The following is a 12,708-nucleotide window of genomic DNA, read 5'->3' as shown; positions in this document are numbered from 1 at the left end:
TTATTTTTATTAAAATACAATGTCAAGGTATACATCCTCGGCGATGGTTTCCCCATTCCGCTTCAGTGTGAAATGCAGCCGCCAGTCGCCCGTCATCGTAAAATTGGCCTTACCGCGATAGCGGCCATTGCCGTTGCCCGTTGGGTCGATGTTGTTGGGCGAACCATGCCCCATCGAGGGCATCTCCGGCTCGAAGGTCACTTCCAAACCGTTGACCGGCGGGAAATGGTGCATATCCGTTCGGCTGCTGATCAGCACTTCCAAGTCGTTCATCCCCGTTTTTGGCACCTGGGGTTGTACCAACGCGATGGTATAGCTCGTCCCGTCCGTCCCGACAAATGTGCTTACAGGCCTGTTGCCTGCAGCCGCTTCGGCTACGGTCACGTCCAAATCTACGGGGTGGCCATCCACCTCCACGGCGAGTTTCCAGGTGCCCATTTCACCGGATGACATGGTAAAGACCACAGCTCCGGCGTACACGTCCTGTGACGCAACATAGACCGGTTGTTCGACGGGACTGCTGTGCTGCATGGTGTGCATATCCATCATCGGAGTTACTTTTACGTCTGCCTGTTTATCGGTCTTGCCCGACGCATCTTCGATACGAAGGTAAATGGCTTGGTATCCCACCCTCAACTGCTCCTTATCGGCCAACAGGATGACTTTACGGCCATCCGGGATGGAAGCCTCCGCCAGTTGGTTAAGACCGGATTCAATAGGCTCCGTATGTTCTTTCTTGCAGGATAGCGCACTGCATCCGACAAGAATCAGTACTGTTAAAATCTTATTCATGATAATAATTTGTCTTTCAATTGTTTCATAGAACCTGAATGTTCACCGCCACGTTTGCTTTTTGCAATGGCGAAGCTTGCTTTCGCCGGTCGCTGCAACGCAAGCTACCGGCACACAGGTATCCCTTTATTTAAAAAAAATGTGTGAATGCTCCCCTATCGAAGGGGAATAAATAGCAAGCACTAACAGCCGATGGGCGGCCGAAAAATATCGTTTGGTATACGCAATGGCGAAAGCAAATAGTCCGTCGGGTATTGGTACGCCGTATACGAACCAAAACATGCCGCCAAAAGAGTTTCAGGCCAGCGTTCGCAGATTTGTACCTCAACCTTGATCAGGGAAGAAGTCGCCTCTTTTTCCTTTTCTGCTGCCTTTTGGAGCGCTTTTTTCAGTTGGCAGATCCCATTGCAGTGCATTTCCGGCCGGCCGATGTTCTCGCAAAGATTTTCCGCGATATACCGCTGGTTGAGATAAAACGCCGCTGCCACCAAATCCTTGTTCAGTGCCTGCATCAATACAGCAGCCACCATCAGGAAGGGTACCACGCGTTTCAAAACCAACGTTAACTTTTGCATTATCTTTGTTTTACCATCGTCACCGCACAACGTTGCGGCCGTTTCAAACGGGCTGCAATATCGGCTTTTTAACATCAAAAACAGTCAATCCAAGCAGTATTTTTTCCGCATCTGCCATAGCGGTTTTCATATCATCTATGTTGGTTTGGGCATAGCGCTGCATCGACGGGATCAAGGATCGGTAGTATTCGATTCCAAGCAGTAGGTTGTCCCGGAATGTCCGGTAGTGGACACCTTGCTTCTCCGTAAAATCATGTTGGTGTTTTTCGATTTCCTTTTTTAGGTAATCGATATAAAGCCGCAGTTCATTGACAAACAGGTTTGAACGGAACCGCTCGTTCAGCAGGCTGATCTTCCCATAGATGTGATTGACCATCTCTTTCAGCGAAGCGATTTTGGAAAAATAGACCATATTCGGGCCCGGGCATATCGTCACTGCCTTGAGGTTGTGCTTGGGCGGTATGCCATTGGTCAGCACTGCCGGTGCCGCGAGCCCCTCACACAGGCAATCTTTTTCGACAATGGCTGCCGCAGCCTGTTGATACGCCTGTTCGTCGGGATACTTCTCCCTTGCTTCCTTGAGTTTCAGGTTTTGGTATTGCCGGGAAGCCGTGCAAATCGGCTTTTCGGTAAATTCGGTATTGAATGACAGGAATTTCTTGTGACATGGACTACCCGGACGGTTTTTGGCTACCCGCGATTTCCGCTGTTCTTCGGAGCTACTCGGCCGGAAATTATGGAACGGCACACCCAACGGCGAGGCTTCGCTCAGGTAAAAATCGTCCGGTTGCGCATTTACCAATTTCCCGAGGGTATCGTCGTCTACATTGGTCGCCTCGGGCACCAATAAGAATGGGCTACCCCAACCGGTGCCGTCCAACTGGTAGTAGTCCCGCAGGAAACGGTCTTCGCCGACCGTACCGATACCGCCCTGCACCGTGATGCGCTGTACAGGGTCCTTGCTGAACCCCTGCCTCCCCTTACCCGCAAGTGCCGCATCACATAGGCTTTTCAATTCGGCATAAAGCACTTCCCGCTGGGTCTTGAATGCCTCCATAATAGGTCCCAGGAGCACCCCGTCGCTAACGAATGCATGCCCTCCGCAGTTCAGGCCGGATTCTATCCGGAACTCGGATACCCACAACCCTTTCTTAGCCAGCAGCTTACCCTGGATCAATGCAGACCGATAGTCGCTTACCTTTAGGATAATCCGTTTGGTAAGCCGTCCGTCCCCATCGGGGAAGAAATTGTCGAATTTTTCGAAGTAACCGTACAACCGGGGATTCAGCCCGGCCGACAAAATAACGGATGAACGGAGGTTGCTTAGGGCAAATCCTCGAAGAGCAGCCGATGCATCCGAATATTCCGGTGGCAGTGGGGTGCCATCCGGTGCATAGTTGGTCTTGTCCACCTTGGTCATGATATTCACATCAATCGCGCCCGCGGTTACTGCCTGTCGAAGGTCAGCGGCCAACGATTCCTGTTTTTCGTCATTGCTCGCGCACATCGCCAGGTAGCTGCGTTTAACGGGTGATCCTTCCGGCAACAGTTCAAAATAGCGGGTCAGCTCGCTATCCGCCTCAAATGTGTCACTACGCAATTGCTCGACCTGCTGATTGACGATATCATGCACCAGATTGAGGTATGCCGTGATCCGCTTGGCGCGATAGTCGTCGGATTTCGGTGAAATGGGACTGAATGGGCGGCCGTATTCCCCCGCGTAAAATTCACGCATCTGCTCCATGAGGTGATCGTCGGCGAGGGATAGTGCCGATGATATACCAAACCGCGCCACTTTCAACGGCGTGTCAATGGTAAACCCTAACCCCATCACCGGGATGTGAAAAGTATGTGGATTGGTTTCGTTCATTGTGTATGTTCACTTGTTGGCTTCGTCACGTTGATGACGGATTAACCCTTACAAAATTAGCGCTTTGCCGACGACGCCACGTGACGCCGGTCACCCGTGGAAGTGATGGGAATCATAAATTTTAATGGAAGCCTATTCCAGTCCCATCTGGGCTTTACCCTCATCCGTAATCATGTGGTAGTTCCATCGTGGTTCCCACACAATATTGACCTCGATTTCCCGACCGGGAAAAACGGTTTCCAATGCGTTCTTCACGCCTCCGGTAATCGCGTCTCCCATGGGGCAGCCGGGTGTAGAAAGGGTCATCGTCACTTTCACCTTGGCCTCATTTGTAAAGTCAACCCCATAAACCAAACCCAGGTCGACGATATTAACGTACAGTTCGGGGTCAATCACCTGCATCAGGGCCGTCTGCGCTTTAACCAATTCTGCAGCAAACGGGCTATTGAGTTCTATTTCCATCTGTAATCATGGGTTTGTGAAAAATTATCTTCGCCACGTTGGCGGCGTATACCGCAGCCAGCATCATCCACAGCACCAGCGCGACACGGATCAACGGCATATAATCCGCGATCATACCTGCAACCAGTAGCACAAAGGCGGCCAGGTAGAGGTAAAACTGGTAGACGGTAAGCCGCTCGCTGTACAGTTGCTTGGGCAGCGGTACCTTTACTTTGCCGGTGAGGTGCCGGTAATGGCTGCTCCAGACGATAAACGGCAACGTCTTAAAGGTTTTGCCCAAGATAATGGCGGTAATCCATCCCAGAAACAGGAAGGTGCCATAGAGGGAGACCCAACGGGTATCGGTGAAGTAATACGCCATCGGGAGCAGAACGAATCCCACCGCCAGGCAGGCGAACGAGACGGCGGTATGCTTCATCAGCAGCTCTACTTTCCTGCGCAAGCGGTTGCGATAGGCATCGGCGAGGTAAACCAGCCACGCTGCCGTACCCAACGCAACGATACCCGCATAAATCAGCATCTTTGCCGTAATGGGATTGAAGTAGCCGTCGGCAAGGAACAGCACTAATCCGACGTTCTGTAATACCAGGGCGGCGTAGAGCAGCCACTCCCGCTTCGACTTTCCCAATAGGAACATCGGCACCAGCTTGGTACTCACACCGGTAATCAGTTGCAGGAACCATCCCACCAAGCCGGCATGGGCATGGAGCTTCAGCATATCGAGGTGGTTGCGCGGAATAAAGGTAACCCGTAGGTTGATAGCCAATAAAAGCCCAATGATGACGGTAATAAGCAGCCACAGTGCCGAGCTCACGATGAATGCCCGTTGGACCGAGCTGTTTTGATGCAGCGCGGCGGTAGCACACGTATTGACGGTATAGAGTAAGGCCGCAACTACCACCAACGAACCGCCCGTAATCATCAACGCGCCCACTTCAAACACCCAAAACGACCAAACCAACAGGATAGTCCCTATTGTGAGCAGCACATATGATACGACCGCCAGTGCCACGCTGTACAAGTCGCGCTCGCAGATCACCGGTAACAGCTGGTAAGCCGCCCCGAAAATAACCATCGTCCCCCAGCCCAATGCGGCTGTATGGACAATTGCCAGCACATGCGGATTAAAATGGTGTCCGGTCAGTTCACCGGCGGTCATGAAAAGCAATACGGCCAGTGCGGCAAAGAACCCCGCTCCCGTACCGTAAAAAGGCAATACCGCCAAAGGGTGGGGTGCTTTCCCGATGCTGATATCTGCCGCCATACCTACTTCGTACTAAATACTAATTACTCCCCACGATTAACAGCTTCACATCCCCTTCCACCACCTCATAAATATGCACCACATACGCCTGCTCGGCGAGTTCCTCCAGCAGGTGCAGGGGCACCCGCTTATGCTGTACGAACAGTGCCTGTCCGGGTGCCAGCGTTGGCAAGGTTTCCAAGATGGTTTCCATGGGTTGCGGCATCGGCAAGGGACGGACGTCGAGGTGGACCAGACGGGTCTCCGGATACGCCGCCAATACCCGATCGAATGAGGACGCATCGTGCATCGTCACCTGGTCTCCTTCCGGAGCCTCAGTCTGTCCAGCAGGCACATCACGCTTGAAAAACCAGGTATAATGCACGTTATCTGCTACCGTTTCCACAAAGCTATCTGCTCCTTTTTTCCCCAACAAATTGATCAACGGGTAAGGAATAAAGGAATTGACGATACACAGCAGGTTGCCGGCTGGCAACACTCGGTATCGTTGTATGATGGCTTTGAGCGGATCATCACCCGATTCGATCAGCTGGCGTACGTCGAATAGGTCGATTGCACCATCTTCCGCAGCGTCGAGCCAATCCGGACGCTGCCCCTTGTCCCGTCCATCCTCCTTGTCTGTCGCCTCATCGGCAAACTGGAAGCCCAAGGGTTCCAGTGCCGCACGGATATCTGCCAGCGAGCAGCCGCCAATGGCGGCTGCCTCGGCCAATGTCACCCGCGGGGCCATAACGCGCCGCAGCAACGGATTTTTCAATTTGCGCAAGGGCTTCGCAAGTTCCGCTATGGCTGCGATGCTATCCGCATTCGCTTTGATGACCTCCGATACGCGGGTGTGTTTGTTGATAACCATCGCTGTCCCTCCTTATAATGCACCAGCACTACTCAGGCGCTCCTTTTCCAGCTTCAAAGCTTTGGGGAATAAAATATTATTTTCCAAATGGATGTGTTGGAAAAGATCATTTTCAAATTCCTTTATTTTTTCGAAAAGGTAGGTATATGAATTGCAGGCGTCGGCCGGCAGTTCGTAATCACTCGTCAGCTTCCTCAATGCCTTGAGTTCATCACCCGCAGATCCATGTTCCGCTTCCATTACTTGCACCGGCCCTTTGATTCCGACCGGTATCTGAGTGTTCGCTCCATTACCTTCCAGGGCTTTGATAGCTGGAAACAATACCCGTTCTTCTTTCTGCACATGGCTGTACAGTTCATTTATCAGCCCTTTCAGTCCATTCGCCAATTCGAAAAGTTCGGGATGTACCTGCCCGTGACGCATAGCGACCTTTTCTGCTAACTGTTCGATGACCGGTCCACTTTCGCGGATATACTTGTGATGGACGTTATAAATATAATCTGCTAGAAAGCCCAGGTCCCATGAACCGAAATCGTGTGTGACCTGCCCTGCAACGACAGCTTCCGAACGGTCCAATGCTTCCTGTACCTGTTCCTCGGTCAGGCCCGCCTGATGGACGGCCTCTTTGAGCGTCTGCTTTCCGCCACAGCAGAAATCAATACCCAGTTTTTTGAAAACGGCTGCCTTCCGTATATCTTTGGCAGCAATTTCGCCTATGGTCTCTTCCGCCTCGGCAGCGGGTTTAGCTAGCTGCACCTGCCAATGTAAGGGTCCCGATTCCAGGTATTCCCACGTGAAGATATTGCCACGCTCGCCCAAGAGCTGGTAATAAAGCGGCCTGGGATCGTGGTCATTGTGGATGATGAAACTTTCACCCTGCTCCAATGCATCGAAATGCTCGAAAATCGTCGGATGCTTCAGCCGAGGTTCTATCTGCGTAACATCCAGTATTGCTGTTTTTATCATGACTTTATGAATTTGATTTTCAAATATATTAAAAAAAGACTTTTTTGTCCTTTATTAGTTCTGCTTTATACTTATTTTTACATGATGCTGATAATCAGCCATCCTTAACCATCCACCTACAAATCCTTCTGCTTAAAAAATCGTAAGGAAAACCATACCGGGACGGCCGTCCAAGCCATTAACACCAAGACGGTAATGGTCATTCCCCAACCCGTGCCAAAGAAATTCCGGAATATGGCACCCGTGTAGCCCATCATAGCCGATATATCGACCTGCAACAAAATGAGTATCCGGCTAATGTCGATCGGATTGAGCATCGCCACAGCAACCATTCCATTTTCAATCGGATAATCTGAGAATTGGAACAGGATAAAAAGCACCAGTGCGTCGAACAACAAGGCAAAATACAGCCACAACAAAATCGACAGGCCGATGCCTTTCGCTTTATCACGGATACGCACCGCCGCCCACATGGCTATCGACACAAAAATCAGGGATAACATCATACCGGATAGTAACAATATGATCCCCGACGGAGTGAAGGCGTACAACAAAATGGGAACCCCTACCCCTATCAGGAATGCCAGCGCCACAGCCCCAGCCAACCCGGTGAATATACTCATCCATATCGTCCGGCGCTTCAGCGGCTGGCTTACGAGCAGTTCGATGAATTCCGCGCTGTTATACAGGTATACCGTTGAGAAAATAATGCTCACCAGGGGGACCACAAACAAGATGATGTTCAGTAAGCTGACCACTCCTTTATCTGCGTTGTCCTCAATGCTGAATACACTGATTGATAATACCAGCAACACCAATGCGTACACCATAATCGCCCGGCTCCGAAGTAAATCGGCAATGACATATTTGACAATCTTGCTCATACCGTCGTCACTCCTTTCTTCATCCCCTGTTTTGCCATGATCCTTGCAATGGCCTTAGCCAACCGGTCCGTCCCGGTTTCTTCCTTGAGTACTTCCAACGGTTTATGAAACAGCGGCCGGCCCTCTTGCATATAGATTACTTCGGTCGCCAAATCATCCAGATCACTCAGCACATGTGAGGTGATGATAATCAATCGGTTATTATTCTTTTCGGCCAGGATCTTGTCTTTCAATAATTCGGTAGACACCGGATCCAAACCGGCCGTAGGCTCATCCAGGATGAGCACTTCCGGTTTAAACATAAATGCCAGGCAGGCACTGACTTTCTGCCTTGTCCCTCCGGACAGGGTACCCATGCGCTTGTCCAGCATTTTATCGAGTTCGAACACGTCGAACAGGTCCCGATCCAATGCGGCCTCCGGCACCTTGCGGATATCTTTCATCATATCCAGCACCTGCCCGATGGTCATGTTCTCCGGGTAACGGCCAATCTGTGGCATGTACCCGATGTCCCGCCGGTACTCCCACTGTTGCCCCACAGGGTTCCCCTTGAACAGCAAGGCGCCGGACTGCGGCATGACCATGCCCAGGATAGACTTAATCAACGTGGTCTTTCCGCTTCCGTTGGGCCCGATCAATGCCACGCATTGCCCTCCGTTCAACGTCAGCGAAACGTTGTCAAGCACCTGGAGCTTTCCAAACCGTTTGGATATGTTCTGGATTGTGATCATATATCAATAAGATTCATTCCGCGTAAGCCATTACGACAGGCCTCATCAGCGGGTAATCATCTTTCAAATCTTCCGGGATAAGGCTGGGCATCACGCGCTCCGTGCGGTCAAGCAAGGTAACCATAAAACTGCGGAATAACAGCATGGCCATCGGATACTTTTCCACGACCATTGAATACAAGCTCACGGGCCGGTAAGGCACATCGCCCTCGCGGTCTTTATCCAGGTCATAGCCCTCATACTTATCCCAATAATTACGCTCGAATTTGTTGAGCATCAATGAGCCGTTGGTAGCAACGTCGAAAGTATTGTGCACGAAATTGTTCTGCGTGAGTACATTATCCATGCAGCTGGTCTGTATCTTCAGTGCCCAACCGTTTCCTTCAAATTGATTGTGCTGGATCTGAACACGGTTACTGCCTTCCATTAATATCCCGGTCGTGTTGCGGACGAACACGTTGTGTTCGATATGGCTGTCGGTAATCTCTTTGAGCAGCAGTCCGTAGGCCGCATCACCCCAGTTCTCACTGAACACATTACGCTCCATACGCACATGCTTGGTGTACATGACCGCTACCCCCGAACCGTTTCCGGTAAAGGCGTTGTCATAGTATCCATTCTCATGCGAAAACATGAAATGCAGTCCATAACGACGGTTATTCAGCACTTGATTATCCCGCACATCGGTGTGTGTCACGAATTCCAGGTAAATCCCGTCTCGATGCCCCACCACCGTGTTTCCCGAAATAACAAGGCTGTCGCTTTTCCAACCGTGTATGCCGTTTCCCGTCACCTGTTCGGTCTTGCCATACGCCGTCAGCCGGTTATTGCGGATGGTACACTGCTTGGAACCTTGTAGGTAGATACCGAAGAAATTGTCATCCAAGACATTATCGGCAACGGTCACATGGTGCGTTTCGTAAAGCTTTACTGCCGCGATATCCCGTACCGACGATTGGCCGGATGCCTTAATGGTGAATCCACTGACCGTCACATGCGGAACAAAAATGGAGATAGGCTCGTATTGTTTTTCACCATCTATTACTGGATTGCCCACACCGATCAGCGCGACACGTTTCCGGATAACAATGTTACCTTCACGGTAGGTACCCGCATACACTTGGATGGTATCTCCATCTACAGCGATTTCCAGCGCACGTTTTATAGACGTAATCCGATGCGTAGCACTTACCTGAATGGTAGCGGCATGTCCCATGCCGCTTACCAACAGGCAAACACATAGCTCAAATACAACTATAAAATACCGTATCATTTTTATACCTTCACCTACTTCCACAAGTCTTCCCAGGTCAGGACATCTCCCCCATGGACTTCCCTCACCTTTTCGAGGTCCTCCCGACTGGCGAATGCGGCGATGTCGCCTCGCATGGGGCTCTTCAATGACTCACTTCTCAGGAACAGAAGCTTTTCTACCGGCTGCAGCTTGTTTTCATTGACATAGTCCGACAAATAATAAGCGGCCACGTCTTCCGATGCCACGGTGCCGGCCTTCACGAAAGCGATCAGGCATTGCACGTCATCAAACACGTAAGCCCGCCCCTTGGTTGTCACCAACTGACTGCCGAAACGTGCATCGCTCACCGTCATCCGGCAGTGGGCACACTGGTCTTGTCCAAAGTTAATGGGCTTGGGACCATCGCCTCCACAAGCTTGTGTACTACATGCGAGTACCAGCCCCGGAAAAAGTATACTTAACAACCGAATGTGTTTCATGATTTTGCCCATGTTTTAGCGATACGCCATTCTCCAAATACACAATATGCCAATAGTACCCCGCTGGCAATAAATATCCAGCCACCGATAGCCGGAATGGAAAACGCACCGAAATTGAGTAATTGCTTGAACCCGATCAGTGGTGGCTGATAAGCCATACCTGGTACCTTGATCGGTGCGGTCGGATCCAAGTCATGGCCGTATTCATACAGCCAACGCCAAAAGTCAACCATGGATACGACGCCAAAAAGAAGAAAGGCGGCAAACAAAATATAAAGCCCTTTCCGCTTACCCAAAAACCCCACCACGATAAAAGCAAGGCCATAAATACCAATGAGGTATGGCAACACCGTAAACTCGATGAAGTCATCGGCACGGAGTGTCTTCATCCCGATGTAATGATTCAACCCATTGATGATGTCGACATGCCCATCCAGCTTGTAGCTGTATATCAACAGTTCGAGGCCTTCGGGATATTGGGCTGCATCCAGCTCAATACGCCATATGGGCAATGCGATGACGGCAAGCAGGGCCACACCACTGATGATGAGTATGGCCCTGTGCAAGGATATAATGCGATGTCGATTGTTCACGTCAGTTTATTTATTGCCCGCATAGGACGTAAGCGCTACATTGCTTCCCTTGGGGGATACCCGGACATAGCCGGACATCTCCTGGTGTAATGCAGAACAGAAATCGGTACAATAGAAGGGAAAGATTCCCACGCGATCTGGCACCCACTTCAGGGTCTGAGTCTCTCCCGGCATGATCAGCAGTTCGGAATTACCCGCACCCTTGATTGCAAAGCCATGCGGCATGTCCCAATCCTGCTCGATGTTGGTTATGTGGAAGTATACCTCATCACCCTGCTGGATCCCTTCGATGACATCGGGAGTCAGGTGAGAACGGATAGTAGTCATGTATACACGCACAATGTTTCCATCGCGCTCCACCCGGGCGTCGCCTTCTCCATTTGCTTTGAAAGGGTGATTATTGGCATTGATGTCATATATTTTCAACGACCTATCTTTAATCACATCGGCAGGTATGGCCTGTGCATAGTGAGGCTCGCCGATGGTTGGAAAGTCGAGTAACAGTTCCATTTTATCGCCACTGATGTCAAACAGCTGTGCGGCATGGCAGAGCTCCGGCCCGGTCGGTAGGAAGCGGTCCTTGGTGATCTTGTTGTATGCCACCAAGTATTTGCCGTAGGGCTTTTTAGAGTTGCCTCCTGCTACCATGAGGTGACCCACAGAATAGTAAGTGGGCTGCCTATCCAGTACCTCCAATTTTTCAACATTCCATTTCACCACTTCCGAAGAGACAAAAAATGAGGTATATGCATTCCCCTTGTCATCAAACTCGGTATGTAAAGGTCCTAAGCCCGGTTTTTCCACTTCACCGTGCAGGGCAGATTCATATTTTATTACCGGGATGCCGTCGTAGCGCTCGCTTTCAAAATCACCGGCAGCGATTGCCTTCTGTATTTTATCGAAGCTGAACACCGGAATCAATGCGGCCAATTTTCCACTCCCCACGATGTATTCACCTGTGGGGTTCACATCCGTACCATGCGGTGATTTCGGGCACGGAATCAGGTAAGCCAGGTCCTCAAAGTCAGCGACGTCAAGCACGGTAACTTCAGTTTTGATTTCGTGAGTAGCCGAGTGGGTATGCTCATTGTATTTATTGTGCGCGTAGCGTACATTGGTTTGTTTTGTACCCTTTCCGGCCTTGAAATATTCTTCAGCTTTCTTCCAGTTAATGGCCAGAATGAAGTCTTTGTCATTTTGGGAAGCATTGACTTCCAACAAGGTGTGTGCTTGCTCCGAATTGTAGCAACTGAGGAAAAGCCAGCCATTGGACACACCCTTTCCAGCGCTGGACAGGTCGAAGTTTAATCCCGGCGTTTTCAACTGGAAAGCGATATTGAATTCACCGGTTTCTTTGTCTACACTGACAAAGCTGATGTGTCCCTTGAAATTTTGTTTATAAGAACTAATCGGCACATCGCCTTGCGGTCCATCCGGCGGTACACTGAAGCGTGTCGCGGCAATAACGTATTCCGAATTTTCGGTGGTGAAGGGTGAACAGTGGTTACCCCCCGTATTGGGAATTTCGATGATTTCCGCCGTCCGGTACGTGGTGAGGTCTATTCTCGCCAGGCGCGGTGTGTTGTTGGAGTTGGCAAACATCCATTTACCGTCGGGCATCCCGTCGGTAAAAGACGATTCGATGTGGTGGAGATCATCCCAGGGGACAAAACCATGCGATGTCATCAACATGGGCTTGGTCTCCTCACTGTATCCCCATGCCTTTTCGGGATCGACCGAGAAAACAGGGATTACGCGAAACAGGCGTCCGCTGGGCAATCCGTATACGCTCATCTGCCCGCTGAATCCGCCGGACACAAAGTTGTAAAACTCATCGTACTGCCCGGGAGGCACATACGTCCGCTGGGCAGCGTTACCCGATACGGCACTGCCCGCCCCTTTGGGTCTGCAGGCGCTGAAGGATATGGACACTGCCGCAGCGGCGGCCATCCATAGAAGATATTGTTTTGGTTTCATATCAAAA

At 50.8% G+C, this 12,708-nt stretch carries 13 protein-coding genes; all 13 read right to left on the bottom strand.

Annotated features, from left to right (window positions below; translation table 11 throughout):
* Positions 1-9 precede the first annotated feature (9 nt).
* The 13 genes from IEX60_RS10070 to nosZ all read right to left on the bottom strand — a co-directional run bounded on the left by IEX60_RS10070 (position 10) and on the right by nosZ (position 12,701).
* Positions 10-792, bottom strand: coding sequence for a FixH family protein (locus IEX60_RS10070; protein WP_188750121.1), 783 nt, complete (start codon positions 790-792; stop codon positions 10-12).
* A gap of 182 nt (positions 793-974) precedes the next feature.
* Positions 975-1,367, bottom strand: a complete 393-nt coding sequence (locus tag IEX60_RS10065) for a hypothetical protein (RefSeq protein WP_188750119.1) — start codon at positions 1,365-1,367, stop codon at positions 975-977.
* 43 nt (positions 1,368-1,410) lie between these two features.
* Entirely contained in the window at positions 1,411-3,237 is a 1,827-nt protein-coding gene (locus IEX60_RS10060; RefSeq protein WP_188750117.1) for a hypothetical protein, read from the bottom strand.
* 132 nt (positions 3,238-3,369) lie between these two features.
* Entirely contained in the window at positions 3,370-3,699 is a 330-nt protein-coding gene (locus tag IEX60_RS10055) for a metal-sulfur cluster assembly factor (protein WP_188750115.1), read from the bottom strand.
* Positions 3,680-4,963 (bottom strand): hypothetical protein, encoded by a 1,284-nt coding sequence (locus IEX60_RS10050; protein ID WP_188750114.1) that lies wholly within the window; start codon positions 4,961-4,963, stop codon positions 3,680-3,682. Before IEX60_RS10050 ends, IEX60_RS10055 begins: the two co-directional genes overlap by 20 nt.
* Before the next feature lie 19 nt (positions 4,964-4,982).
* Positions 4,983-5,816 carry a DUF2249 domain-containing protein gene (locus IEX60_RS10045; RefSeq protein WP_188750112.1) on the bottom strand — a complete coding sequence of 278 codons (834 nt, stop codon included), beginning with the start codon at positions 5,814-5,816 and terminating at the stop codon, positions 4,983-4,985.
* Positions 5,817-5,828: 12 nt separating this feature from the next.
* Entirely contained in the window at positions 5,829-6,782 is a 954-nt protein-coding gene (gene ric, locus IEX60_RS10040; protein WP_188750110.1) for an iron-sulfur cluster repair di-iron protein, read from the bottom strand.
* Between the two features lie 116 nt (positions 6,783-6,898).
* Positions 6,899-7,666, bottom strand: a complete 768-nt coding sequence (locus tag IEX60_RS10035; RefSeq protein WP_188750108.1) for an ABC transporter permease — start codon at positions 7,664-7,666, stop codon at positions 6,899-6,901.
* A complete protein-coding gene (locus IEX60_RS10030; RefSeq protein ID WP_188750106.1) occupies positions 7,663-8,397 on the bottom strand; it encodes an ABC transporter ATP-binding protein in 735 nt (244 codons plus the stop codon). Before IEX60_RS10030 ends, IEX60_RS10035 begins: the two co-directional genes overlap by 4 nt.
* A gap of 13 nt (positions 8,398-8,410) precedes the next feature.
* Positions 8,411-9,670 carry a nitrous oxide reductase family maturation protein NosD gene (locus tag IEX60_RS10025; protein ID WP_188750104.1) on the bottom strand — a complete coding sequence of 420 codons (1,260 nt, stop codon included), beginning with the start codon at positions 9,668-9,670 and terminating at the stop codon, positions 8,411-8,413.
* 14 nt (positions 9,671-9,684) lie between these two features.
* A complete protein-coding gene (locus IEX60_RS10020; protein WP_188750102.1) occupies positions 9,685-10,131 on the bottom strand; it encodes a nitrous oxide reductase accessory protein NosL in 447 nt (148 codons plus the stop codon).
* Complete coding sequence (locus IEX60_RS10015) at positions 10,128-10,724, bottom strand: hypothetical protein (RefSeq protein ID WP_229717507.1); 597 nt, start codon at positions 10,722-10,724, stop codon at positions 10,128-10,130. The genes IEX60_RS10020 and IEX60_RS10015 overlap by 4 nt, the downstream gene beginning before the upstream one ends.
* Before the next feature lie 6 nt (positions 10,725-10,730).
* Complete coding sequence (nosZ, locus tag IEX60_RS10010) at positions 10,731-12,701, bottom strand: Sec-dependent nitrous-oxide reductase (protein WP_188750099.1); 1,971 nt, start codon at positions 12,699-12,701, stop codon at positions 10,731-10,733.
* Positions 12,702-12,708 lie beyond the last annotated feature (7 nt).

It is taken from the genome of Parapedobacter defluvii (assembly GCF_014642075.1).
In the GTDB taxonomy this organism is placed as follows: Bacteria; Bacteroidota; Bacteroidia; order Sphingobacteriales; family Sphingobacteriaceae; genus Parapedobacter; species Parapedobacter defluvii.
This window is presented reverse-complemented; position numbering and strand designations above follow the sequence as displayed.

Bases quoted from the DNA above. Each gene is read 5' to 3' on its own strand.
- IEX60_RS10030 (WP_188750106.1), bottom strand. From the start codon at position 8,397: ATGATCACAATCCAGAACATATCCAAACGGTTTGGAAAGCTCCAGGTG.
- IEX60_RS10070 (WP_188750121.1), bottom strand. From the start codon at position 792: ATGAATAAGATTTTAACAGTACTGATTCTTGTCGGATGCAGTGCGCTA.
- IEX60_RS10065 (WP_188750119.1), bottom strand. From the start codon at position 1,367: ATGCAAAAGTTAACGTTGGTTTTGAAACGCGTGGTACCCTTCCTGATG.
- IEX60_RS10045 (WP_188750112.1), bottom strand. From the start codon at position 5,816: ATGGTTATCAACAAACACACCCGCGTATCGGAGGTCATCAAAGCGAAT.
- IEX60_RS10025 (WP_188750104.1), bottom strand. From the start codon at position 9,670: ATGATACGGTATTTTATAGTTGTATTTGAGCTATGTGTTTGCCTGTTG.
- IEX60_RS10055 (WP_188750115.1), bottom strand. From the start codon at position 3,699: ATGGAAATAGAACTCAATAGCCCGTTTGCTGCAGAATTGGTTAAAGCG.
- IEX60_RS10020 (WP_188750102.1), bottom strand. From the start codon at position 10,131: ATGAAACACATTCGGTTGTTAAGTATACTTTTTCCGGGGCTGGTACTC.
- nosZ (WP_188750099.1), bottom strand. From the start codon at position 12,701: ATGAAACCAAAACAATATCTTCTATGGATGGCCGCCGCTGCGGCAGTG.
- IEX60_RS10060 (WP_188750117.1), bottom strand. From the start codon at position 3,237: ATGAACGAAACCAATCCACATACTTTTCACATCCCGGTGATGGGGTTA.
- ric (WP_188750110.1), bottom strand. From the start codon at position 6,782: ATGATAAAAACAGCAATACTGGATGTTACGCAGATAGAACCTCGGCTG.
- IEX60_RS10050 (WP_188750114.1), bottom strand. From the start codon at position 4,963: ATGGCGGCAGATATCAGCATCGGGAAAGCACCCCACCCTTTGGCGGTA.
- IEX60_RS10035 (WP_188750108.1), bottom strand. From the start codon at position 7,666: ATGAGCAAGATTGTCAAATATGTCATTGCCGATTTACTTCGGAGCCGG.